The sequence below is a fragment of the Massilia eburnea genome, from assembly GCF_009720745.1.
Lineage (GTDB): Bacteria > Pseudomonadota > Gammaproteobacteria > Burkholderiales > Burkholderiaceae_D > Rugamonas > Rugamonas eburnea.
The window spans coordinates 79,502-103,043 of record NZ_WNKX01000012.1; the positions used below are offsets into that span (position 1 = coordinate 79,502).

Annotated in this window: 22 protein-coding genes; 5 read left to right on the plus strand and 17 right to left on the minus strand. The window is 61.5% G+C overall.

Features of this window, described 5'->3' with window-relative positions; all coding sequences use genetic code 11:
• Window positions 1-9: 9 nt before the first annotated feature.
• Together fmt and GM658_RS16590 are read left to right on the plus strand one after the other, a co-directional pair.
• Window positions 10-966 (plus strand): methionyl-tRNA formyltransferase, encoded by a 957-nt coding sequence (fmt, locus tag GM658_RS16585; RefSeq protein ID WP_155455165.1) that lies wholly within the window; start codon window positions 10-12, stop codon window positions 964-966.
• On the plus strand, window positions 967-1,863 hold the full coding sequence (locus GM658_RS16590; RefSeq protein ID WP_155455166.1) for a LysR family transcriptional regulator: 897 nt from the start codon (window positions 967-969) through the stop codon (window positions 1,861-1,863).
• Here GM658_RS16590 and GM658_RS16595 read toward each other — a convergent pair.
• The gene (locus tag GM658_RS16595) at window positions 1,845-2,246 is read right to left on the minus strand and encodes a tautomerase family protein (protein ID WP_155455167.1); all 402 of its coding nucleotides are present in this window, start codon (window positions 2,244-2,246) and stop codon (window positions 1,845-1,847) included. The genes GM658_RS16590 and GM658_RS16595 overlap by 19 nt on opposite strands.
• 312 nt (window positions 2,247-2,558) lie before the next feature.
• Between GM658_RS16595 and metH the strand changes: the two genes are divergently transcribed.
• Window positions 2,559-6,326: a methionine synthase gene (gene metH / locus GM658_RS16600; RefSeq protein WP_155455168.1), complete on the plus strand. Its 3,768-nt coding sequence runs from the start codon at window positions 2,559-2,561 to the stop codon at window positions 6,324-6,326.
• A 97-nt stretch (window positions 6,327-6,423) separates the two neighbouring features.
• Here metH and GM658_RS16605 read toward each other — a convergent pair whose 3' ends face one another.
• The 16 genes from GM658_RS16605 to rsmB form a co-directional block, all read right to left on the minus strand.
• The gene (locus tag GM658_RS16605) at window positions 6,424-7,710 is read right to left on the minus strand and encodes an ABC transporter permease (RefSeq protein ID WP_155455169.1); all 1,287 of its coding nucleotides are present in this window, start codon (window positions 7,708-7,710) and stop codon (window positions 6,424-6,426) included.
• 9 nt (window positions 7,711-7,719) lie between these two features.
• Window positions 7,720-8,658, minus strand: coding sequence for an ABC transporter ATP-binding protein (locus GM658_RS16610; RefSeq protein ID WP_170298846.1), 939 nt, complete (start codon window positions 8,656-8,658; stop codon window positions 7,720-7,722).
• 60 nt (window positions 8,659-8,718) lie between these two features.
• A complete protein-coding gene (locus GM658_RS16615; protein ID WP_155455170.1) occupies window positions 8,719-10,002 on the minus strand; it encodes an EAL and HDOD domain-containing protein in 1,284 nt (427 codons plus the stop codon).
• A 54-nt stretch (window positions 10,003-10,056) separates the two neighbouring features.
• Window positions 10,057-10,842, minus strand: coding sequence for a class II glutamine amidotransferase (locus GM658_RS16620; protein WP_155455171.1), 786 nt, complete (start codon window positions 10,840-10,842; stop codon window positions 10,057-10,059).
• Between the two features lie 29 nt (window positions 10,843-10,871).
• On the minus strand, window positions 10,872-11,267 hold the full coding sequence (locus GM658_RS16625) for an MAPEG family protein (protein ID WP_155455172.1): 396 nt from the start codon (window positions 11,265-11,267) through the stop codon (window positions 10,872-10,874).
• A complete protein-coding gene (locus tag GM658_RS16630; protein WP_155455173.1) occupies window positions 11,252-11,641 on the minus strand; it encodes a VOC family protein in 390 nt (129 codons plus the stop codon). The genes GM658_RS16625 and GM658_RS16630 overlap by 16 nt, the downstream gene beginning before the upstream one ends.
• Complete coding sequence (locus GM658_RS16635; protein WP_155455174.1) at window positions 11,638-12,795, minus strand: M23 family metallopeptidase; 1,158 nt, start codon at window positions 12,793-12,795, stop codon at window positions 11,638-11,640. Before GM658_RS16635 ends, GM658_RS16630 begins: the two co-directional genes overlap by 4 nt.
• Window positions 12,796-12,901: 106 nt before the next feature.
• Window positions 12,902-13,288, minus strand: a complete 387-nt coding sequence (locus tag GM658_RS16640; protein ID WP_155455175.1) for a VOC family protein — start codon at window positions 13,286-13,288, stop codon at window positions 12,902-12,904.
• Window positions 13,289-13,318: 30 nt separating this feature from the next.
• Entirely contained in the window at window positions 13,319-13,783 is a 465-nt protein-coding gene (locus tag GM658_RS16645; protein ID WP_155455176.1) for a hypothetical protein, read from the minus strand.
• 25 nt (window positions 13,784-13,808) lie between these two features.
• Window positions 13,809-14,513, minus strand: coding sequence for a hypothetical protein (locus GM658_RS16650; RefSeq protein WP_155455177.1), 705 nt, complete (start codon window positions 14,511-14,513; stop codon window positions 13,809-13,811).
• A gap of 223 nt (window positions 14,514-14,736) precedes the next feature.
• The gene (locus GM658_RS16655; RefSeq protein WP_155455178.1) at window positions 14,737-14,994 is read right to left on the minus strand and encodes a BTH_I0359 family protein; all 258 of its coding nucleotides are present in this window, start codon (window positions 14,992-14,994) and stop codon (window positions 14,737-14,739) included.
• Window positions 14,995-15,049: 55 nt separating this feature from the next.
• Window positions 15,050-15,418 carry a GTPase gene (locus GM658_RS16660; RefSeq protein ID WP_155455179.1) on the minus strand — a complete coding sequence of 123 codons (369 nt, stop codon included), beginning with the start codon at window positions 15,416-15,418 and terminating at the stop codon, window positions 15,050-15,052.
• Window positions 15,415-16,128, minus strand: a complete 714-nt coding sequence (locus GM658_RS16665; protein WP_155455180.1) for a response regulator — start codon at window positions 16,126-16,128, stop codon at window positions 15,415-15,417. Before GM658_RS16665 ends, GM658_RS16660 begins: the two co-directional genes overlap by 4 nt.
• 100 nt (window positions 16,129-16,228) lie before the next feature.
• The gene (locus tag GM658_RS16670) at window positions 16,229-18,514 is read right to left on the minus strand and encodes a sensor histidine kinase (RefSeq protein ID WP_170298847.1); all 2,286 of its coding nucleotides are present in this window, start codon (window positions 18,512-18,514) and stop codon (window positions 16,229-16,231) included.
• A complete protein-coding gene (locus GM658_RS16675; RefSeq protein WP_229416943.1) occupies window positions 18,515-19,048 on the minus strand; it encodes a DUF4390 domain-containing protein in 534 nt (177 codons plus the stop codon). It abuts the gene before it with no gap.
• A 64-nt stretch (window positions 19,049-19,112) separates the two neighbouring features.
• On the minus strand, window positions 19,113-20,462 hold the full coding sequence (gene rsmB, locus GM658_RS16680) for a 16S rRNA (cytosine(967)-C(5))-methyltransferase RsmB (protein WP_371865135.1): 1,350 nt from the start codon (window positions 20,460-20,462) through the stop codon (window positions 19,113-19,115).
• A 658-nt stretch (window positions 20,463-21,120) separates the two neighbouring features.
• Between rsmB and argS the strand changes: the two genes are divergently transcribed.
• Both argS and GM658_RS16690 read left to right on the plus strand, forming a co-directional pair.
• Complete coding sequence (argS, locus tag GM658_RS16685; RefSeq protein WP_155455183.1) at window positions 21,121-22,830, plus strand: arginine--tRNA ligase; 1,710 nt, start codon at window positions 21,121-21,123, stop codon at window positions 22,828-22,830.
• Between the two features lie 7 nt (window positions 22,831-22,837).
• Window positions 22,838-23,539 (plus strand): SPOR domain-containing protein, encoded by a 702-nt coding sequence (locus GM658_RS16690; protein ID WP_155455184.1) that lies wholly within the window; start codon window positions 22,838-22,840, stop codon window positions 23,537-23,539.
• Window positions 23,540-23,542: the final 3 nt, after the last annotated feature.

Genomic DNA, 23,542 nt, shown 5'->3' on the forward strand with positions numbered 1-23,542 from the left:
GGAAGAAGCATGAAAGTGATCTTCGCGGGCACGCCTGAATTTGCGGCCGTCGCCCTCCAGGCTTTGCACGAAGCAGGTTTCGACATTCCCCTGGTACTGACCCAGCCCGACCGCCCGGCCGGCCGCGGCATGCAGCTGCAGCCGTCAGCGGTCAAGCAATACGCCGTCAAGCACGGCATTGAGGTGCTGCAGCCGCTGTCGCTGCGCATGGACGCGAAAGACCCGCAGCGCGCGGCGGAAGCCAAGGCCGCCCACGAGCGCCTCCTGGCCACCGATTACGATGTGATGGTCGTCGCTGCGTACGGTTTGATCCTGCCGCGCAGCACCCTCGACATCAAACCTTGCCTGAACATCCACGGCTCGCTGCTGCCGCGCTGGCGCGGCGCCGCGCCGATCCACCGCGCGATCGAATCGGGCGATGCCGAAACCGGCGTCACCATCATGGAAATGGAAGAAGGCCTGGACACCGGCCCGATGCTGCTGATCGAGCGCACCCCGATCACGCCGCAGGACACGACCGCCACCCTGCACGACAAATTGGCCGCCATGGGCGCCGAAATGATGGTCAAGGTGCTGCGCAAGATGGAAAAAGGCGTCGTGGAGGCGGTGCCGCAGCCGGAACAAGGCGTCACCTACGCCAACAAGATCCTGAAGGAAGAAGCGGTGCTGGACTTCGCCCAGTCCGCGCGCGACATCAGCCGCAAGATCCGCGCCTTCAACCCCTTCCCGGGCGCACATGGCGAAGTCAATGGCACGGTGATCAAGCTGTGGGGCGCAGAAGTGCTGGATGGCGGCAGCAATGCCGCTCCCGGCCAGGTGATCGCAGCCGATGCGCATCACGGCATCGTGGTCGCCTGTGGCGAAGGCGCCCTGCGCCTGACGCAGCTGCAAAAGCCCGGCGGCAAGCGCCTGCCGGCCGCTGAATTCATCAAAGGCTTCCCGCTCGACGGGCAGCGTTTCGAATAAATGGACCAACTCGCGGCGCTGCGCGCGCTCCGCCGCGTTGTTGAACTGGGCAGCTTTACGGCTGCCGCCGACGCCCTCGGCATCTCCCACACCATCGTCTCACGCCAGGTGCGCCAGCTTGAAGAGCATCTCGGCGCCCAGCTCCTCAACCGCACCACACGCCGCTTCGCCCTGACTGACGCCGGCCGCGATTACGTTGCATCCACGCGCCAGGTGCTCGACCTGCTGGACGATGCCGACCGCAACGTCGGCCGCCACCAGGCCGACCCCACCGGCATCCTGCGCATCAACGCGCCCATGGCCTTCGGCACGATCGAGGTAGCGCAATGGCTGCCGGGCTTCATGGCGAAATACCCTGGCCTGCAAGTGGACCTGGTCTGCAATGACCGCATGGTGGATCTGATCGAGGATGGTTTCGACGTGGCCTTGCGCCTGGCGCGCGAGCTGCCCGATTCCACGCTGGTTGCCCGCCGCCTGGCCACCAGCAAGGTGCTGCTGGCCGCCAGTCCAGGCTACCTGCGCGCAAACGGCGCACCTGCCGCGCCGGCCGACCTGGCCCGGCACAACTGCCTGGTGTACACGGCCGCCACGCGTGCCAACGAATGGACGCTGGCCGGTCCGGACGGCGAAGAACACACCATCGCCGTGCGCGGCACGCTGCAGGCCAACACCAACGTCGCCCTGCGCGCGGCAGCGGTGGCGGGCCTGGGCATCGCCAACGCCGCCGCCTTCATCGTGCGCGAAGAACTGGAGCGCGGCACGCTGGTGGAAGTCCTGCCAGGCTACACGCCCAAGCCCCGCGAGCTGTATGCGCTTTACCCGCAGAACCGCCACCTGTCGCCCAAGGTACGCGCCTTTGTCGACTACGCCGCCAGCGTTTACATCAACATCTTCTGAACCGCGCGGAATTGCTGCGTAAGTCCGCCCCAGCCCCAGGCTGCCGGGCGCGCGTCGTCGATGTGGATGTAGCTCACCTCATGCAGTTCACCGAGAAGGTCCTGCAAATCCTTGTAGACGGCCGCGATGTAGGCTGATTTTTCGTTAGCGGTATTGGTCTCGTCGCTCACCTTGATGTCGAGGAAGAAGCTCGCCTTACCGAGCTCCACCAGCGTCTCGCCGCCGACAAACCATTGCTCGCGCGGCGTGTAGTGCACGGCAATCGCGGTCAAGGCAGGCGCCTTATGCAGGATTTCGCCGGTGTGTTTCATCAGGATGTTGCTGACTTTTTTGGCAGGCACTTGTTCCGGGGTGCCGCTGACGGTGATGTTCAGGATGGGCATTTGAAGCTCCTTCAAAGTGGTTGGTTGATGGAGCCATCTTAGGCAGCCAGCCGGCCGATTGGTAGCCGTCTGACAACACATGATTTGTGCAAATCCAGCACAAATCACGCAAGCGGAAAAAGGGGACGTAACACTTATTCGCAAGCGATAAATGTGTTACGTCCCCTTTTTTTGCTCCTCTTTTCCCAAGTGCGCAGAATTTTCGCATAAGCAAATGCCGAATTTGTATCGGCGGCAGGGGGCGGCGGCCGGGGGAAAATGCTGCTTTGCCGTATAATTTCAGGTCCACGTTGCCCAACCCGCGATATCAAAATGACCAACACGACCCGTCCAACCGCCAAGACCGAAGCCCAGCTGCGCGAGCTCCTCGCGAAGCGCATCATGTTCCTGGACGGTGCGATGGGCACCATCATCCAGCAGTACAAACTGGATGAGAAAGCATATCGCGGCGAGCGCTTCGCCGATTTCGCCGCGCCGGAAGGCAGCGGACACCGCGAGCTTTTCGTCAAAGGCAATAACGAGCTGCTGACGCTGACCCAGCCCCAGGTGATCCAGGAGATCCATGAGCGCTACCTGGCTGCCGGCGCGGACCTGATCGAAACCAATACCTTCGGCGCCACCTCCATCGCGCAGGACGACTATTTCATGGCCCACCTGGCCTACGAAATGAACGTGGAAGCGGCCAAGCTGGCGAAAGCCGCCACCGCCAAATATTCGACCGCCGACAAGCCGCGCTTCGTCTGCGGCGCGCTCGGCCCGACCCCGAAGACCGCGTCCATTTCGCCTGACGTGAACGACCCGGCCGCCCGCAACGTCACTTTCGACCAGCTGGTTGCGGCCTACTACGAGCAGGTACGCGGCCTGGTGGATGGCGGCGTCGACGTGCTGCTGGTGGAAACCATCTTCGATACCCTGAACTGCAAGGCTGCACTGTTTGCGATCGACCAGTACTTCGACGAGCGCCCTGGCATCGAGCGCCTGCCGCTGATGATTTCCGGCACCGTGACCGACGCCTCCGGCCGTATCCTGTCCGGCCAGACGGTGCCGGCCTTCTGGAACTCGGTGCGCCACGCCAAGCCGCTGACCATTGGCCTGAACTGCGCGCTCGGTGCGACCCTGATGCGCCCTTATGCCGAAGAGCTGTCGCAGATCGCCGATGCCTTCGTCTGTATCTACCCGAACGCCGGCCTGCCCAACCCAATGAGCGACACTGGCTTCGACGAACTGCCGGAAGATACTTCGCGCCTGCTGCGCGAGTTCGCCGACGCGGGGTTCATCAACGTGGCCGGCGGCTGCTGCGGCACCACGCCTGATCACATCGCCGCTGTCGCCAAGCTGCTGTCGACCGCCACGCCGCGCGCACTGCCGCACGTGCCGGTGGCGCAGCGCCTGTCCGGCCTGGAACCGTTCACCATCGATGACGACTCGCTGTTCGTCAACGTGGGCGAGCGCACCAACGTGACCGGCTCCAAGGCCTTCGCGCGCATGATCCTCAACGAGCAGTACGACGAAGCACTGTCCGTGGCCCGCCAGCAGGTGGAAAACGGCGCCCAGATCATCGACATCAACATGGACGAGGCGATGCTGGACTCCCAGGCCGCCATGACCCGCTTCCTGAACCTGATCGCTTCCGAGCCCGATATTTCGCGCGTGCCGATCATGATCGACTCTTCCAAGTGGTCGGTTATCGAAGCTGGCCTGAAGTGCGTTCAGGGCAAGGCCGTGGTGAACTCGATCTCGCTGAAGGAAGGCGAAGAGGAATTCATCCGCCAGGCAAAACTGTGCCGCCGCTACGGCGCCGCGGTGATCGTGATGGCCTTCGACGAAACCGGCCAGGCCGACACCTATGCGCGCAAGATCGAGATCTGCGCCCGTGCCTACAAGGTGCTGACCGAGAAAGTCGGCTTCCCTCCGGAAGACATCATCTTCGACCCGAACATCTTCGCGGTGGCTACCGGCATCGAAGAACACAACAACTACGCGGTGGACTTCATTGAAGCCACGCGCTGGATCAAGAACAACCTGCCGCACGCGAAGATTTCCGGCGGCGTATCGAACGTGTCCTTCTCCTTCCGCGGCAACGACCCGGCGCGTGAAGCGATCCACACCGTATTCCTGTACCACGCCATCAAGGCCGGCATGACCATGGGTATCGTCAACGCCGGCATGATAGGTGTTTACGACGACCTGCCGGCCGAGCTGCGCGAACGCGTGGAAGACGTGGTGCTGAACCGCCGCGAAGACGCCACCGAGCGCATGATCGAATTCGCGGCGACGCTGAAAGGCGGCGCCAAGCAGGAAGCCGCCAACCTCGAATGGCGCAACGCGCCGGTCGAGAAGCGCCTGGCGCACGCGCTGGTGCACGGCATCACCCAGTTCATCACTGAAGACACGGAAGAAATGCGCCAGCAGGTGTTCGCCTCCGGCGGCCGTCCGATCAATGTGATCGAAGGCCCGCTGATGGACGGCATGAATATCGTCGGCGACCTCTTCGGCCAGGGCAAGATGTTCCTGCCGCAGGTGGTGAAATCGGCGCGCGTGATGAAGCAGGCCGTGGCCCACCTGATTCCATATATTGAGGAAGAGAAGAAGGCGGAAGAAGCGCGCACCGGTATCGTGGCTAAACCGAAGGGCAAGATCGTCATCGCGACCGTGAAGGGCGACGTGCACGACATCGGCAAGAACATCGTGTCGGTGGTCCTGCAGTGTAATAACTTTGAAGTTGTGAACATGGGCGTGATGGTGCCGGCCTCCGAGATCCTGGCAAAAGCCAAGGCGGAGAATGCGGACATCATCGGCCTGTCCGGCCTGATCACCCCTTCGCTGGAAGAAATGGCGCACGTGGCGAAAGAGATGCAGCGCGACGAGCACTTCCGCATGCTGAAGATCCCGCTGCTGATCGGGGGTGCGACCACCAGCCGTGCCCACACTGCGGTGAAGATCGCCCACAACTACGAAGGCCCGGTGGTGTACGTACCGGATGCTTCGCGCTCGGTGTCGGTCGCGCAATCGCTGCTGACCGACGAACAGCGCAGCAAGTTCGTGGAAGAACTGGACCACGACTACGCCCGTATCCGCGAGCAGCACGCCAACAAGAAGGCGCTGCCGACCGTATCGCTGGAAGCGGCGCGCGCCAATAAGGCGAAGCTGTCGTTCGCGCCAGTGCGTCCGAAATTCGTTGGCCGCCGCGTGTTCAAGAACGTCGACCTGGCGGCCATCGCCGAGTACATCGACTGGGGCCCGTTCTTCCAGACCTGGGACCTGGCCGGCCCCTTCCCTGCCATCCTGACCGATTCGGTGGTGGGCGAGGCGGCGTCCAAGGTATTCGAGGAAGGCAAGGCGCTGCTGAAGAAGATCATCGAAGGCCGTTGGCTGACCGCCAATGGCGTCATCGCGTTGCTGCCTGCGAATACCGTCAATGAGGACGATATCGAGGTGTACACAGATGAATCGCGCTCCGAAGTGGCGTTTACTTACTACGGCCTGCGCCAGCAGGGCTTGAAGCCGGTGATCGATGGCGTACAGCGCCCGAACCAGTGTCTGTCGGACTTTATTGCGCCTAAGGATTCGGGCAAGCAGGACTACATCGGCATGTTTGCGGTGACGGCGGGACTCGGCATCGAGAAGTATGAGAAGCGCTTTGAAGATGCGCATGATGATTATTCGTCGATCATGCTGAAGGCGCTGGCGGATCGTCTGGCGGAAGCGTTTGCGGAATACCTGCACGAGCGTGTGCGTAAGGATCTGTGGGGCTATGCTTCCGAGGAATCGCTGTCGAATGAGCAGCTGATCAAGGAAGAGTATCGCGGCATTCGTCCGGCGCCGGGATATCCGGCATGCCCTGAGCATACCGTGAAGGCGGATGTGTTCAAGGTGCTGAATGCGAATGAAATCGGGATGGAGCTGACGGAATCGTTTGCGATGTTCCCGGGTGCGGCGGTGAGCGGGTTCTATTTTGCGCACCCGGAGTCGAAGTACTTCACCGTTGGGAAGATCAACGAGGACCAGCTTGTCGATATGGCTGCACGTCGTGGCGTGGCCAAGGACCAGTTGGAGCGCTGGCTGGCGCCGAACCTCTGAACCGGAAAACCAGGGTCTGACCCAAGGTTCAGCCCCATATGTTCCGAAGTCGTAGGCCGTTGATCAGGCGGGTCAGACCCTTGGGTCTGACCCTGATTTACCGGTTTTGAGCGCGGAAGCGCCAAATCGCCAGCGCCCCAAACAACGCCGCAAACGCCAGCTGCACCGCCGTAGTCTGCAACGCCACATCCATCCCTAAGCCACGCCAGGTCATGGCATCCAGCCCGTCCACCGCCCAGCGCGTCGGCACGATCAACGTCAACTGCTGCATCCACGCCGGGAACACAAACGTCGGCACCCAAGCCCCGCCCAGCATCACCAGGATCAAGGTCGCAAACACCGCCAGTCCGCGCGCTGCCTCCGGCGTCTTTCCAAACGCCGCAATCAGCAGACCGAACGAAGCCGTCATCAGCGCAAATCCAATCACCACCAGCGCAAAGCCAGCCGCATTGGTGACCTCCACCTTAAAGATCAGCATCGCACAAGCGAAAATCGCCACCATCAGCCCTGCCGCGATCATCGCACCTGACAACGCGCGCGACACCAGCACCTGCGACATGGTGATCGGCGCCGCCAGCAAGCGGTTCCAGATCCCCATGCGGCGCGCCAGCAGGATGCCGATACCCAGGTCAATCCCCATGAACAGGATGAACTGCACGCCCATGCCCGCAAACGCGTGCGCGTAAGCGTTGTACTTCGGGCCCGAGCTGAGCGCCTCGTCCTTCGTCGTGAACGGCACGCTCAGGTTGCCTCCTCCCGTCGCCACCGTGCGCTGGCTGTCAACCTTGCTCGCTTCATGATCCTGGTATTTCTTCAATCCGCCCAGCAAGGTAAGCAGCGCCTGCTTGTCCTCGCTGTCCGGCACCTGTTCCAGCTGTTTCAGGTTCGCCTCGGTGAATTTGCTGCCAGATGCGCCGCCCATGACCTCACCCGTCACGCCCTGCATCACATGCTGCGTCAGCAAACCCTTCACCATTGCGAGCACGGTCGATTGAGAAGGATCGTAATACAGCGGCAAGGCCGGCTTGCTGCCGGGCTGGAACAGGGACTGGCCGGAAGCATCGCCAAAGCCGGCCGGGATCACCACGGCCACCATCAGCTTGCCCGCGCGGACCTTGTCCTTTGCTTCCTGCTCGCTCAGTTCATGGACGGTCAGCGAAGAGTCGCCCTTCAACGCATCGCCGATCTTGCGGCCGATGACGCTCGTATCCTGCTGCACCAGGCCGATCTCGATCTTGCTGTTATTGCCGCCGCCGGCGCCGCCGAACAGGGAGCCGAAGAAGGCCGCCAGTACGATCGGCATCAGCAGGTTAAGCATCAGCGCGCGCTTGTCGTTCAGGTAGAGGATCAGATCCTTGCGGATCATCGCAATCATTGCTGTCATCGGGAGTCCTTAATCTCGCAGGGTGCGGCCGGTCAGGGAAAGGAAGATGTCTTCCAGCTTGGTGCGGGCAGTCGAGAAATGGGCCAGCGCGTGGCCTTGCTCATCCAGCCAGCGCAGTACCGGCGCGGCATGAATGGTCGCATGCAGGCTGATGTCGATCTGCGCGCCTTCGTGGCGTACGGCCGCTACACCAGGCAAGCCGGCCAGCGCGGCGACCACCGTTTCCGCAGGCATGCGCGCGGTGTCCGCCAGCTCCACCTGCAGCGCGGCTTGCGCCGGCAAGCGGCGATACAGCTCCGCCGGCTCCGCGTCCGCCAGCACCTTGCCGTGGTCGATGATGACGATGTGGTCCGCCAGGCGCTCCACTTCTTCCATGTAATGGCTGGTGTAGATCAGCGAGCGGCCCTGCGCCTTCAACGCCTCCAGCGTATCGAAGATCGCGTTGCGGCTTTGCGGGTCGACGCCGACAGTCGGTTCGTCGAGGATCAGCAGCTGCGGGTCATGCAGCAGCGCTGCTGCGATGTTCAGGCGGCGCTTCATGCCGCCCGAGAAGGTGGATGGCTTATCCTTGGCGCGGTCCGAGAGGCCCACCAGCGCCAGCACTTCTTCAGCGCGCTTTTTCAGCGTCGCGCCCTTCAAGCCATACAGCGCGCCGAACAGTTTGAGGTTTTCGATGGCCGGCAGCTCTTCGTACAAAGCCAGGTCCTGCGGCACCAGCCCCAGTTTCTGCTTGGCGGCACTGGCGCCCTGCCCTACCGGTTCGCCGTCCAGCGTAACGGTTCCGCCATCGGCCTTGATCAAGCCGCAAATCATGCTGACGGTGGTGGATTTGCCGGCGCCGTTTGGCCCCAGCAGGCCAACCGTCTGCCCGCGCTGCACCTGGAACGAAACGCCGTCGACCGCGCGCCGCTCACCATAAGATTTGCTCAGTCCACTTACGCTTAGCACTGCTCCTCCTCCGCAAAAAAAAACGGCGCCAAGGCGGCGCCGCTGCCGATGCGCATGCCTCTATAGGGCGTAACGCACCACGTTGTCACTCCATTCGAATGCCGACATTTCCAGCTCCACCAGCTCCTCGGTAGAAATCGCGAGATCGGCCAGCGCGGGCAGGATACGGGTGTCCATGTCTTCCAGGCGCTCGATGCATTCGGCCAGCTTAAGCAGGTCGCCGAAGAAGCCGCCTCGGAACACCAGCGCTTCCGACACTTCGTCGCCCATCGGGATCTGGGCCAGGATTTCCATCATCGGGATGCCGAACAGGGTATCCATCAGCGACATGATGCCGACGGTGAAAGCGATATCGGCTACATGGCGGTGCGCTGGACGCAATTTGGTGGCCAGCAGTTCAAGCAAACGGCCGCGCGTGGTGGCCAGCATCAGCAAAGGCGTCATCGAATGACCGCGCTTGCCCGGTTCCGCGTAAAGCATGATCTGCAGCCAGCGCTGCAACTGGCGGCGGCCCAGGATATGCACCGCCTGGCTCAGCGAATCGATGCGCTGGCGTGCACCGACAGCCGGGGTGTTCACAAGGCGCAGCAGGTTCAGTGCCAGAGACACGTCCTTCTTGATGGCGCGCTCGATCTCGATATTGTCGGCGTCCGACGTAACGAGCGTCATCAGCTCCATCACCGCCAACTGCGACGGCGACAGCTTTTTGCCGCTCATGATGACCGGCTTGGCGAAGTAATAGCCCTGGAAGTAATCGCAGCCCAGGTCCAGGCAGTTCTTGAATTCGTCGCGGTTCTCGACCTTGCAGGCCATGAGCTTCTTGCCGTCCTGCTTGAAGCGCGGCGCCAGCTTGACCATGCCGTCGAGCGAGATATCGCGCATCGACAGCTTCACGTATTCCACCATCGGCATCAGCGCCGGCAACTGCGGCGAATCGGGATTGATGTCGTCCAGCGAGAAGCGGAAACCGTGGCTCACCAGCTCCGACATGCGCGACAGCACAGCCGGCGCCAGGCTATTGGCAGCGCTAACTTCGAGCACCAGTTTCTCCCTCGGCAGGAAGCCGAAGATGTCACTCAGGATGGCATCCGCATCAACGTTGACGAAGCCGATAGCGTCGCCAATCGTACGCTCCATGCCCAGCTGCGCAGCGTGCGCAAGCACGGCTGCCGTAGCCGAAAGCTGGGAAGTATTGATGTTTGCTGGCCCAACCGGAGCGTTGCGAAAAAGCAACTCGTAACCGAACAGGGCCTGGTTGCGGTCCAAGATCGGCTGCCGGCCCAGATAGAATTCGCGAACTTTCAGGCTCTGGGAGGCCGCATCGTTGCTGGAAAGGTCGATCATAGGGAGATTCCTGAGGTGTCCTGCCATTTTGGCATCAAAACTTGCCCGTGTCTTCTAAATTTGCTCGAAGTCCCTTTTCTGCGGCAGGCCGTCCACAAAGCATTTCATCTCGCCCGGAACAAAGGCAGTCCATTGCTCATTGGTAGTCAATGGCTGGGTGACGATCACTGCCACACGGTCGTTTGGCGTGGTGACCTGGGAAAAGTCCACGCTCACGTCCTCGTCCGACAGCTTGGCAGTGTCGAACGGATACTGGCGCACGATGTAATGCAAATGGGTCGAGCAATGCGCGAACAGCGCGCGGCCGTCCGACAGCATCATGTTGAAGGTGCCGTGGGCTGCGATGCTGCGCACTGTCTTTTCCACCTGGGCACGCAGCATGGGCAACGGTGGGCAGGTATCGCCAAAGCGCTCGCTCAACTCCTGCAGGATCAGGCAGAAAGCGCGCTCGCTGTCCGTGGTGCCGACCGGACGGTACGGGCCATGCAGCACCGGCTCGAATTCCTTCAGGTCGCCGTTATGGGCGAATACCCAGTAACGGCCCCACAGCTCACGCACGAAGGGATGGCAGTTCTCCAGCATGACCTCGCCCTGCGTGGCCTTGCGAATATGGGCGATCACGTTCTTTGATTTGATCGGATAGTTCTTGATCAGCTCCGCGATCGGCGAATGGATCGCGGCCTGGTGGTCGACGAAATGGCGCACGCCGGCGCCTTCGAAAAAGGCGATGCCCCAGCCGTCATGGTGAGTATCGGTCTGCCCGCCGCGCAGGGCGAAGCCGGTGAAACTGAAGACAATGTCGGTCGGGACATTGCAGTTCATTGCGAGAAGTTGGCACATCCCTCAACTTTAACAGGTTGCGTGGCCTCTTACGACCGGATCAGCAAACAAAGCCACAGCCCGAAAACGGCGAGGAAATTGATGGTGAAGACGAGGCCGCGCAGCCGGATATTCGTGGTGCAGATTTGAACCCAGCTATGCACCACGCGCCCGCCGACGAAAACCCAGGCCAGCACCAACGGTGGGGTATCGACACCTTGCTGAATCAACATCAGCAGGCAGGCGGCGTAAAAAAACAGGGGCCACTCGAACTGATTCGAAAGGTTGGCGCTGATTCGCGGCTCGAAGTCTGCCCAGGGATTCGAGCCGTCAGCGTGGCGGCCAATGCCCCAGACCGAAGGCGCGCGAGCGGCTGTCAGCATCACATAAAGTAATCCTGTCAGCGCAACGTGCGCTGCCATTGGGTAGATCAGTGCTTTGTCCATGCACTCACCATGACGTAATAGCCGTCCGGATCGCGAAGCGCGAACTCCATCGTGCCGGTGCCAGGGTTCAATGCAGGTTCTTCCGCCAATGCGCCGACCAGGCTGCGCGCCCTGGCCAGCGAAGCGTCGAAGTCGTCCACGCGAAAGAACAGCAGGAGCCCGTTGCCAGGCTGCGCTTGCGCAGGACTCGTCAGGGTTGGATGGTCATGTGAACCCCATTGATGGAGGCAAAGGAGGACCGTCCCATCGTCATCCACGATCTGCCCGAAATATTCGTGGGCCGGCCCGGTGAGAGGCTGGCCAAACAGGGTCTGGTACCAGCTGAAACTGCGCGCGACATCGGCCACGCCGACGATGGCCCAGGTACGTTTCATGGGAACCCCGCAATCGTATTTTCGGTTGGCATTTCAAGCAGCCGCTTTTCGGCCTTGGTCAATATCCAGGCCTTCCACCCGCCTTCTGCGAGAAGTCTTTTGGACGGCAGCTCACCTTTCGACTCAAACGCATCGAAAACGTACGGCAGGCCTTCCGCGCCCAGAGGCGAATTGCTGTCGCTGACGTGGAAGTGCAAATGCGGCGCATCTGAATTGCCTGAGTTGCCAAGCAATGCCAGGGTTTGGCCACGCTTCACGTGGTCGCCGACTTTGACGCGGATCGTGTTCGGCTGCAAATGCGCGTAAAACGCAAAATTGCCCCCGCCCAGATCAAGAATCACATAATTGCCGCCGACCGTTTCAAGGTTGATCGGGACTGCCTTCTTGTCGGCGGTTGGATCATTGTCTGGAATCCCATCTTTCACGTCGACCACGACGGCATTGGCAACTGCGAGAACTTCGGCGCCGTATGCCGCCCAGTTCGCGTTCTTCGCCGGGTCCCCGCTGAACGCCAATCCCTCTTTACCTATCTTCGTCCAGTCCGCAGCAAAGCGCTGCGCGATCCGCGCTTTGCCATCGACTGCCACAATGGTTCTGCGATGCACGGAGTCATTGGACATGCCGCTCAACGCGACCCAACCCAGTCCACGCAACGGTGGACTGATCGTCACCGGAGCAACCTGGCGGACCGTCACCTCCGCCCCGTCAACATAAACGTCTTCACCTTTCTCATCCGCCTTGAAGAACAGGCGATGCATCAGGACACGCGGAACATCCGTTGGCCGCTCGAAATCAAGTTCAAGAAAAGCCACCGCCTGCATGCCACCGCCAATCACCCGTTTATCGCCCAAGTCCGCTGGCGCGCCGGGACGCCCCAGCCGCTCCGTCAGCGCCGGCGCCTCATAGCTCGCCAGGAACGACCTCTCCGTGGCGCCTTTGGCCACGATGATGCGCGACAGCTGAAGGCTCTTTGCGCGCAGGTTGGTGATGTGCAGTTCGTAGAGCAGGCGGATCTTGCCATTCGCCTTGACCGGAGTGGGCGCAACCGGGATGTGAAGGTCAACGGGAATTCCCGGCGAAAGTTTTTCCGCCGAGGCCAGGCTTGAACATAAGGTCAAGCAAACGATCAGCAGCCTGAATATATTTCGCCTCATAAATCGAGCTTTCTAAAGGGTAGCGTTGAGGTACTGCTTATTGTGTCGAGCCTTTTCGCACAGAGGTTCCACCAATGCCAGCGAGGCCCATATCCGATATTAACCCTCACGAGTCCGCTCCAAAGTTAAGTTCAACGCCATTGCCTGCGGGGTCCGTGAGAAAGATCTGAACTTGCTGTGTAGCAGGAACGGTCGCAACCCTGTATTGGATGCCGCGGCGACTGAGTTCTTCTTCAAACTGCGCACGGCCCGTGCAGCGGAAAGCCGCATGATCGAACGTTCCTAGCGGAGGGACCGGACGGGTCTCTCCAGGTCCCGCTTCGGACAAGTGCAAAATAGGATGCCCACTAGCGTAAAGCCAGTAACCAAAACTGCGAAATGGCGGCCGCGCTCCGAGTTCAAGGCCAACTACATCGCAATAGAATTCACGAAGCTCGTCGAGCAGCGCACGAGAGGCGCGCAGGTTGTAATGACTAAAACCGATCGCCGGCATTTGATCCTCGGGTGATGTAGGAAATATGCATTAACGCTTGAGCATACCTTGGGAAAGAATGAGATCGTCGCCCGGTGGATCTCCGACTTTGACCTCTTCTTCGGCTTCCCAGTAGAGAGTGCCGTTCTTTAAAGTTGCAACACCTTTGACGACTGCGCCATTCCGATTGCTGGTAACAAGCAGCACCGCCTGATTGCCGGATACAGATCCCTGTACCGTTCCAGCGCCACCTTCATTGACTTGGCCGCAGTCGACCGTCGCCATGTAATGGGATCCTGTCACTCGGTTGCCGTTCTGCCTTAACTCGAATCCCGCCGAACCGCATTCTGCTTTCCGTGCCTTTTCTTCGGGTTTGCGCAAATCAATTGTCCAGGACCCCGAGAAATCTGTCGCTTTGGCCTGAGCATTGATTGCAGCAAAAAGCAGAATGGCAATCGGCGTAAGTCGACCTGAAGTAGTCATAAATTTAGATGTATCGCAGTTCACCCGGATCATCGAAGCGTACTAGAGCCAGACATTGTTATACCAGCTTAGTATTAGCAACAAATGCGTGTGAGAGTTTATCGAGACCTTGAATTGCTCGCATCCCTTCGGCCGCAGTGACTCGGCCAGACGAGGAAACGACCAAATGCTCCAGATGGGGAAATTTTTCGTTTAGCTTGCCCAGATCCGTTAAGTTGCGGCACCGGTGAATCTCAAGTCGCCGCAGATGCGGCAATGGTGGAAGTGATTCCAGGCTTTCGGGGCTGGCCCAATTGATCTGGAACTCGACCAGTGACACCGGAAGATTTAAAGCCGAAAATGTTTTGTCGGCAGGACGGAAGTGCCAGAGATGGAGCAGTTCAAGTTCACTGAGTTCATCGAGGCCACGATCTTTCGCTTTTGGTTCGATCACTGCCTTTTTGAGCCTTGGAAAACGACCAAAGTCAATCGGTGGGCGTTTTGGGTGCATGCCAAAATACCGCAAGTTCTCAAGCGAGTACAGACCATCGATATCGTCCAGGCAAATGTCCCAGAACCATACCGCCTCAACCCACGGCATCTCTCGCAAGAAATCGACCTTCTTGCAGTGAAAGCCAAATCCAGGCGAACCAAAAACCCCGCGCGTTCGTGTTTCTCGAATTCTCTCGACGCATGCAGCGATGCGTTCTGACTCAATTCCCAGGCACGTTGTATGTGCCAAATCGTGGGTTTGAAAAAAACCATCTTCTTTGGCGATCGGCATTAGCTGCAGCTTCCCAGATCAGCAATCGGTGAGTCCATCGAGTGGTGGTCGCACAGCATACATCCCTCGACTCTTTATCAAAACGTCAATATGCCAGCTAAATTCCCTTTCGGCAATCTACGGCGGAGGAAATCAAGCGAGTGGGTATGAAGGAAAAACGGGCAGCGCTGACGTGGCTGCCCATTGCGAGGCAAGAAATGCCCCACGGAAGGATGCTTGGAACTTAGTGCAGCAGCACCGGCTGACTCATCAGTACTTCGTAATTGCCCAGGAAATCGTCGATTTCCTCGATGGTGGGCTCGCTGGCAATCAATTCGTTAACGTCGCGGCGGAAGTTCTGCGCCATGACCCCGGCAATGAAGATTTCGCGTTTGCCGCCCTTGTCCACGATTTCGTAACCGCCAAAGCGCAACGCCTCCAGGCTACGGTCCGCGCCGAATTCGACAACGCTGTATTGCTCGCTGTTATAAATGAGGTTCATATGGCTTCCTTCACAGTTCCGTTTCCAAACCGAGATGGGGCTGTCCTAGCCATTTTCAAGCGTTCAGTACCGGCTCCAGGCGCAGCAGGGCGTCATAAGGTGCCGTTTCAAGCATGGCGCGCAGGCTTTCCACGTGGGTGGCATCAGCCAGGCTGATAAAGAGCTGCGCCGGGGGACGGCGCAAGAGACGATTCAATGTAACACGCAAGACAAGATTACCGGCGCAGCATAGGCAGCCGGGGGCGATGCGATGAACCTGCGGCTGCCATGCCGGCGGGTCACTTTCATCATATACCAAACTGGAATTCGCGTCGGCAAGACCTTCGAGGATGATGGCCGTTGCTACGCCAGGCGACAAAACGGCCGCAATCGCGCTCTCGCGCGCTGCGGCCGTCGGGCCGATGACCAGGGTTGTCGGTGTCAAGCCTGGTTCTTTTTCGACAGCTTGCCCGGCTCCACGCCCAGCTGCTTCAGCTTGCGGTACAGGTGGGTGCGTTCCAGTCCGGTCTTCTCGGCCACGCGGGTCATGCTGCCGCCTTCGCGGCCCAGGTGGTGTTCGAAGTACATGCGCTCGAACGCGTCGCGTGCTTCACGCAGCGGCAGGTCGAACGACAGGTTGAAGATCGGGTTGTCGCCGTTGACGGCGCGCGCCATGCCCAGGTTATGGGTCACCGGCTGCTGCACTGCCTGCGATTGGCCAAAGCTGGTTTCTTCCACCGGCGCCGGCATGACCGGTCGCGATGCCATCACCGGCGCTCGCACGGCTTCCTGCGCGCGGCTCAGGCCAGCCTGCACGGCCTTCAGCAGCTTTTGCATCGCAATCGGCTTTTCCAGGAAATTCATGGCGCCGATGCGCGTCGCCTCCACCGCGGTATCGATGGTTGCGTGGCCGGACATCATGATCACCGGCATGGTCAGCAAGCCGTCGCGCTGCCATTCCTTGAGCAGCGTAACGCCGTCCGTGTCGGGCATCCAGATGTCGAGCAGGACCAGGTCGGGCGCCCCGGCGGCACGCGCGGTACGTGCCTGCTGGGCGTTCTCCGCCAGCGTGACCGCGTGGCCTTCATCACCCAGGATTTCCGAGAGCAACTCCCGGATGCCCATTTCATCATCAACTACGAGAATGTTTGCCATGTATCCCTTGCCCCTTCCCTTCATTTTGTCGCCTTCTACGCAGGCATTCTATACCTGTCTGAGCGACAATGATTTTATTAGTCCAACAATATTATGCCAACTACACCGACGCCAACTTTAACAGCAAAATCAGCACCGACGCACCACTTCTATCGTCACGGTTCTGGATATCGATCCTGCCCCCGTGTTCCTCGATAATCTTCTTCACCATTGCCAGCCCCAATCCTGTGCCTTTGGCCTTCGACGTCACGTACGGTTCGAAGGCATTGGCCAGGATCTTCGGCATGAAGCCGGGGCCATTGTCCGAGATTGAGAGGCGCACTGCAATACGTGTGCCGCCGTCTGCGCTCTGGTAGATGATGCCCTCAGTGACCACGTCGATGCGCGGCTCGGCATCCAATGGAGGATGCTCTTGCAGCGCGTCCTGCGCATTTTGCAGCAGGTTGTGGATTACCTGGCGCAATTGGGTTTCGTCGCCCATGATCATGGGCAGCACGGGCGCCAGGTTGGCGTGGATGATGTCGTTGCCCTCGCCGCTCACATACAGGTGCAGGATCTCCTCCACCAGGGAGTTCAGGTCCAGCGGCTGCAGCACGGCAGGCGGGGTGCGGGCGTAATCGCGGAAGTCGTCGACCATGCGTTTCATGGCGGAGACCTGGTTGACGATGGTGGTGGAGGCTTTGTTGAGCAATTCCACATCGGGGCCTGAGAGCTTGGATTCAAGCTTCATTTGCAGGCGTTCGGCCGACAGCTGGATAGGCGTCAGCGGGTTCTTGATTTCGTGGGCCAGGCGGCGCGCCACTTCGCCCCAGGCGATCGAGCGCTGGGCGGAGATCACATCGGTGATATCGTCGAACACGACGATGTAGCCGGTGCCCGTTTCCAGCGGCAGGCGCGAGCCGCGCGTCAGCAGGATCTGTTCATTGTCCTCAGGGCTGCCTGGCTGGCGCGGGATCTCGATCTGGCGCTGCCAGTGCAGGCGAGCCACGTTGCGTCCGGCCGCGGTCTGCGCGCTCTGCGCCGAGAAGGCGTTGATGATGGCGGCGGCAAATTCCTGCATGCCTTCCACTTCGGCCAGCGGCTGGCCGATCAGGGTCACGCCGGCGTGCTGCAGGATGCGTTCAACCGAGTCGTTGCAGGTGACCAGGCGGAATTCGGAATCGAGCACCATCACGCCCGCCGACATATTGGCCAGCACCGATTCCAGGTGGGCCTTGGCGTTTTGCAGGGCGATACGGTTTCGTTCAACGGCGCTGCGTGCTTCGGACAGCTGGCGCGTCATGGTGTTGAAAGACTGGGTCAGGGTGCCAAGTTCGTCCGAGCTGGCGACGATAGGACGCGGCGACAGGTCGCCTTCGGCCACGGCGCGGGTACCTTCGGCCAGCAGCAGCAGCGGCTGCGCCAGGTCGTTCGCGATCAGGAAGGCCGCCGCGATGGCGCCGAAGACTGCCAGCAGCAGGGTCAGGGTCAGCGTCTCGGTGTACATCTTGCGCAGGCCCTGCCGGGCGACCGAGCGCTCCTTGTATTCGGAGAAGGCGGTACGCAGCATTTCGCCGTTGCTGGCCAGCTTTTGCGGCACGGCCTGGATGATCTGCAGGTAGCGCGGCGCCAGGTGGGCGCCGGACGGCTGCACCGGGTCGGGGATGGCCATCAGCACGCGCAGGCGCAGCACGCTGTTGGCGTCCAGCGGCGCCGGCTGCGGCGCGCCGACGCGGTCGTCGCGCAGTTCCCCGCCGCCCTCGTAGGCCGCGTAAGCCGGGTCATCCTTGGCTTTGGCCAGCATGACGGCGCTGGGCAAGTCGGCCGACAGGTTGACGCGGCGCTCGCCCATGGCCGAAACAATCAGGCCGCCGTCGGCATCGACGATGATGGCGCTCTGGGTGCCGGGGTGGCGGCGCACGAAGCGCGCCAGCGTGGCAGGTGCGGAGTAGAACGGGTCTTCCGCCAGCTGGCGCACGGTGCCGCGCGCCTGGGCTTCCAGTTCGGCCAGCGATTCGTCCAGCGCCGAGCGTCCCAGGTCAAGGCCTGCATCCAGCGCCTCCTCGATCCGCACGTTGAACCAGGAGTCGATGGAGTGCGACACAAACTGCACCGACACCAGGAAGATGACCAGGCCAGGCAGCACGCCGATGGCGGCAAACAGCACCACCAGCCGTGTCATCAGCTTGGAGCCGAACTTGCCGCTCTTGTAGCGCGAATAAAGCCGGAACAGCGAAACGCCGACCAGCACCACCAGCGATACCGCAACGGCTGCATTCAGGCCGAGCAGCCAGCCGTAATAGCGGTCGAAGAAGCCGGAATTGTCGGAAGCCGACGCGAGCAGGAACAGCAAAATGCTGCAGGTCGCTCCCGCGACGACAAACAGATACCGAAGGGCCGATTTCACTTACTCAGCCCTGTACTGGAAGGTTTTCTGTTTGGACGAGAGTCGCCACTCGCTGTTGTTGAAGGCATTGACCTGGATTGGCTTGGGCAGGAAATCCTTGTCCATGCCCATCTTCAAGGTCACATTATAAGTTTCGCCTACCTTCAGGGCGCCGCGCGGCGCCACGACCCAGCGGGTTGGCCGGCGGATGAAAAACAGGGCTTCGTCCAGCGTCTGGAAGGGTTGGGCTACCGAACCGATGACTTTGACGTAGTACTGGCGTATCAGCACGTCGTACCACAGCTTGTGGGTACGCTTGGCGGTGACGGCTTTTTCGTCGAACCAGTACCAGCGCGGGCGGGTAAAGCTGATTTCGGTCGTGAAGTGCAGCGACACGCCCGATTGCACGGCCACTTCCAGGTCGTGGCTCAACTCGAAGGAATAGGCGGAGGACAGGCGATAGCCCTCTTCCGCCGCCTCGATATAGGCGCGCGTGATCTCCACCCCGTCATCGGAGGCGTGGGCGGCGTGCGGCAACGCACACGCAAGCGTCAACAGCAACTGCCAGCAAAGGAGTCGAAAAAATCTTTGGATCACTTGCCTGGTGCTCTTCAAAGGGTTACGCATCTTTCCGGAACAATGCGTAGAACAAACCATCGTGATCCTGCTCGGCGCCGCCTAATGGCAGCAATTGGCCGGGTGCATCGAGGCGGGTGGCGCGGTTGCGCACCGCGAAAGCGGCCGCCTGCGCCTCGGACTCCTGCGGCCACAACGAACATGTCACGAACAGCAATTTACCATTCGGGGCGAGCATTCGCCAAAGGTTGTCGAGAATTTGCGACGAAAGTGTTGCAAGTTGACGGGTGTCGCTCTTGCGGCGCAGCCAGCGGATGTCCGGGTGGCGGCGCACGATGCCGGAGGCGGTACAGGGCACGTCGGCCAGGATGCGGTCGAACTGCTGGCCGTCCCACCATGCGTCGGTCTGGGCTTCGGCCGGCTGCAGGTTTGCCTGCAGTTGCAGGCGGTCGAGGTTTTCCTGCACGCGCTGCAGGCGCTTCGGATCTGCATCCAGTGCTGTCAAATTGACATCAGCCAGTTCGAGGATGTGGCAGGTTTTGCCGCCGGGGGCGGCGCAGGCGTCCAGCACGCGCATGCCCGGCTGGACGTCCAGCAGCGGCGCCGCCAGCTGGGCGCCGGCGTCCTGCACCGAAACGTCGCCCTCCGCGAAGCCCGGAATCTGGCTGACCGGCACCGGCTTGGCCAGGCGCACTGCGTAAGGACCGATCTGGGCGGCGTCCATGCCTTGCTCGGCCAAACGGGCCAGGTAGGCGGCTACGCTGGTGCGGCGGCTGTTCACGCGCAGGGTCAATGGCGGGGCCTCGTTACCGGCGGCCAGCAGCTTTTCCCAGTCTTTCGGGTAGGCGGTGATGACGGCGTCGATCCACCATTGCGGGTAGTTGTATCTGGCTTCCGGCTGCTGCATGGCTTTGTCCAGCAGTTCTTCTTTCTCGCGCAGGAAGCGGCGCAGCAGCGCATTGACCATGTTTTTGGCGCGCGCGGTGTCCGGGTGGGCGCCGGCGGCCGTGACGGCCTGGTCGACCACGGTGAACGCTTCGTAAGGGGCCGGGCTGGCGTCGGCCGGGTACATCAGCGGCAAGGCTGCGGACAGCAGGGCCTGGACCATCGGATCCGGTGCTTTGGGCGCCATCAGGCCGATCAGGACTTCGCTCAGTGCCAGCTGGCGCATGCTGCGGTAGGCGATGTCCTGGATCGCGCCGCGCGCTTGCGGTGTTGCGTCATTGGCGGCAAACACAGAGGCCAGCGCCTGAGGCAGGGCCGTGCCCTGCTGTACCTGGACAGCGGCCGTCGCGGCGCCCAGCAATGCAAAAGCGAGCGAGTCCTGCTTCAATTCGGACTGGAATTCGGTCTGTACGCGCGGTTTCAGGTCGCGGTGGTGACTTTCGCGGATGGCTGGCTTGCTTGGCGCGCGTGGCGCCGCAGGCGCCTCCGCCCCGCGGGCTGCTGGTTTGCGGGCTGCCCAAGGCGAGCCAGAACCGGCCTCCTGGCCGCCCGCCGAGCGTCCGAAGCCGCGCTGTCCACTGTCCGAACGTGAGTCATTGCGGAAATCGGCGCCTTCGCGCTTGCCAAAGCCACGCTGGCCTGCATCGCTACGGCCTTCGCCACGATTTCCCCGGTCAGGACGCGGGGCGAAGGCGCGCTGTTCGAGTTCGCTGCGCCCCTCGCTGCGGCCTTCACCGCGGTTTTCGCGGTCCGAGCGGGCGCCAACGCCGCGCTGCGTGCCCTCGCCGCCAGGGCGGGGACCGGCTGGACGCGGGCCTGCCGAGCGCTGAGCACCCTCGCCCTGCGCACGAGGCGCCTTGGCCGCCGGTTTCGCCGGTTTAGCCTTGGGTTTGAGGGATAAAGTTGGGCGCTCTTTCTTAATCATTGCAATCCTGTCATCGCGCCCGCCGCCGGCGGGGCGGCCCGGGAGGCCACCTGTTCGCGGTAAATCTGTGAAAACCAAGATTGTACCCGGGATAGACCCCTAAGCCTTTGTTTTTGCCCCGATTTACCCGCTCTGGCAAACAAGTATAATGTTCCACTTTCAGACGTTCCCAGCTATTCACATGCTCGCCCAACAAAAGCAAGAGATCATTTCCCTGTTCCAGGCCGCCCTCGCGCCGATCCTGGAAGGTTCCGACGTTAAAGCCAACGTGGTGCTGGAGCGCCCGCGCGATGCTTCGCACGGCGACGTCGCCTGCAATATCGCCATGCAGCTGGCCAAACAGCTGAAAATGAACCCGCGCGAACTGGCGCAGAAGATCGTCACCGCCCTGCTGGACAACCCGGCCGGCAAGCAGCTGGTCGCCGCCGCCGACATCGCCGGCCCGGGCTTCATCAACTTGCGCGTGACCGACGCTGCAAAGCAGTCCGTGGTCAAGAGCGTGCTGCAGCAGGGGGCCACCTTCGGCCAGAGCGAATCGCTGGCCGGCAAGAACGTGATCATCGAATTCGTGTCCGCCAACCCGACCGGCCCGCTGCACGTGGGCCACGGCCGCCAGGCAGCACTGGGCGACGCCCTGTCCTCGCTGTTCGAAGCGCAAGGCGCCAAGGTCACCCGCGAGTTCTATTACAACGACGCCGGCGTGCAGATCCAGACCCTGGCCAATTCGGTCCAGTGCCGCGCCAAGGGCTTCAAGCCGGGCGACGCCGAATGGCCTGAATCGGCCTACAACGGCGACTACATCGCCGACATCGCCGCCGACTTCCTGGCCAAAAAGACCGTATCGGCTTCCGACGGCCAGCCGGTCACCGCTACCGGCAACGTGGAAGACATCGAAAACATCCGCGCCTTCGCAGTGACCTACCTGCGCAACGAGCAGGACATCGACCTGCAAGCGTTTGGCGTGAAGTTCGACAACTACTACCTGGAATCCTCGCTGTACTCCGACGGCAAAGTGGAAAAGGCGGTGGAAGCGCTGGTCGCCAACGGCCACACCTACGAAGACGGCGGCGCGCTGTGGCTGCGCACCACCGACTACGGCGACGACAAGGACCGCGTCATGCGCAAGACCGACGGCGGCTACACCTACTTCGTGCCGGACGTCGCCTACCACATCGTCAAATTCCAGCGCGGCTTTACCCAGGCCATCAACATCCAAGGTTCCGACCACCACGGCACCATCGCCCGCGTGCGCGCCGGCTTGCAAGCCGTCGGCCTGGGCATCCCGCAAGGCTTCCCCGACTACGTGCTGCACAAGATGGTCACCGTGATGAAGGATGGCGCGGAGGTGAAGATCTCCAAGCGCGCCGGTTCCTACGTGACCGTGCGCGACCTGATCGAATGGTCCGGCGGCGGCGACATCACCAAAGGCCGCGATGCCGTGCGCTTCTTCCTGATCTCGCGCAAAGCCGACACGGAATTCGTGTTCGACGTCGACGTCGCGCTGAAAACTTCGGACGAAAACCCGGTCTACTACGTGCAGTACGCCCACGCACGTATCTGCCGCATGCTGGCAAACTGGGGCGGCGACGAAGCCTCCGTTGCCAACGTCGACCTGTCGCCGCTGACTGCACCGACCGAAGCAACCTTGCTGGCCACCCTGGCCCAGTATCCTGAAGTACTGGCCCGCGCCCAGGCCGAACTGGGCCCGCACCAGGTGGCCTTCTACCTGCGCGACCTGGCTGCCGCCCTGCATTCCTTCTACTTCGCCGAAAAAGTGCTGGTGGAAGACGAGGCCACCAAGCTGGCCCGCGTGGCACTGATGGTCGCCACCCGCCAGGTGCTGCGCAATGGCCTGGCGCTGATCGGCGTTTCCGCTCCTAACCAAATGTAAGGTCCACATGGCTTTTCGCAATCTGCGTTCTCAGCAAGGTAATACTTTAGTTGGCATCGTTATCGGCCTGGTGATTGGCCTGGTCATCGCCGTCGTCGTGGCGCTGATGATTACCAAGGGCCAGTCGCCGTTCACCGAGAAGGCGTCGAAGAATGGCAAGCCGACCGACGAAGCGTCCGGCCAGATCGCCGATCCGAACAAGCCAATGTACGGCAGCAAGGATGCGGTAAAAAAGGCCAACAGCGAGTTCGAGCGTGAAGCTGCCAAACCGACCGCTTCGGACGAACTGCAGAAGGTAGTGGACTCCATCCAGGCCAAGGGCCAGGCTGGCGCGCCGGCGCCTGCACCGGCTGCCAAGCCGCCGGTCGCCCCGGCTCCCGCCGTCACTTCGCCGGGCGCGCCGCCGCCGGTCAACAGCGCAGCCCCGCCTGCGCAGGCTGCGGCTCCGGCCCCAGCCCTGCCGGGTGAAGACAAGTTCGTGTACTACCTGCAGGCCGGCGCCTTCCGCGAAGTCGGCGATGCGGAAAACACCCGCGCAAAACTGGCTTTGCTGGGCTTTGAAGCCACCGTCTCCGACCGCGAGACCGATTCCGGCGTACTGCACCGCGTGCGCATGGGCCCTTTCACGCAGGTGGAAGCCATGAACAAGGTGCGCGCCAAGCTGTCTGAAAACGGCGTTGATGTGGCGGTAGTGCGTAACCAGAAATAAGGA

Coding starts and splice junctions, on each gene's coding strand:
- GM658_RS16645 (WP_155455176.1), bottom strand. CDS start 13,783: ATGATCCGGGTGAACTGCGATACATCTAAATTTATGACTACTTCAGGT.
- metH (WP_155455168.1), top strand. CDS start 2,559: ATGACCAACACGACCCGTCCAACCGCCAAGACCGAAGCCCAGCTGCGC.
- GM658_RS16630 (WP_155455173.1), bottom strand. CDS start 11,641: ATGAAACGTACCTGGGCCATCGTCGGCGTGGCCGATGTCGCGCGCAGT.
- GM658_RS16635 (WP_155455174.1), bottom strand. CDS start 12,795: ATGAGGCGAAATATATTCAGGCTGCTGATCGTTTGCTTGACCTTATGT.
- GM658_RS16595 (WP_155455167.1), bottom strand. CDS start 2,246: ATGCCCATCCTGAACATCACCGTCAGCGGCACCCCGGAACAAGTGCCT.
- fmt (WP_155455165.1), top strand. CDS start 10: ATGAAAGTGATCTTCGCGGGCACGCCTGAATTTGCGGCCGTCGCCCTC.
- GM658_RS16640 (WP_155455175.1), bottom strand. CDS start 13,288: ATGCCGGCGATCGGTTTTAGTCATTACAACCTGCGCGCCTCTCGTGCG.
- GM658_RS16590 (WP_155455166.1), top strand. CDS start 967: ATGGACCAACTCGCGGCGCTGCGCGCGCTCCGCCGCGTTGTTGAACTG.
- GM658_RS16625 (WP_155455172.1), bottom strand. CDS start 11,267: ATGGACAAAGCACTGATCTACCCAATGGCAGCGCACGTTGCGCTGACA.
- GM658_RS16615 (WP_155455170.1), bottom strand. CDS start 10,002: ATGATCGACCTTTCCAGCAACGATGCGGCCTCCCAGAGCCTGAAAGTT.
- GM658_RS16620 (WP_155455171.1), bottom strand. CDS start 10,842: ATGTGCCAACTTCTCGCAATGAACTGCAATGTCCCGACCGACATTGTC.
- GM658_RS16665 (WP_155455180.1), bottom strand. CDS start 16,128: ATGGCAAACATTCTCGTAGTTGATGATGAAATGGGCATCCGGGAGTTG.
- argS (WP_155455183.1), top strand. CDS start 21,121: ATGCTCGCCCAACAAAAGCAAGAGATCATTTCCCTGTTCCAGGCCGCC.
- GM658_RS16650 (WP_155455177.1), bottom strand. CDS start 14,513: ATGCCGATCGCCAAAGAAGATGGTTTTTTTCAAACCCACGATTTGGCA.
- GM658_RS16690 (WP_155455184.1), top strand. CDS start 22,838: ATGGCTTTTCGCAATCTGCGTTCTCAGCAAGGTAATACTTTAGTTGGC.
- GM658_RS16605 (WP_155455169.1), bottom strand. CDS start 7,710: ATGACAGCAATGATTGCGATGATCCGCAAGGATCTGATCCTCTACCTG.
- GM658_RS16655 (WP_155455178.1), bottom strand. CDS start 14,994: ATGAACCTCATTTATAACAGCGAGCAATACAGCGTTGTCGAATTCGGC.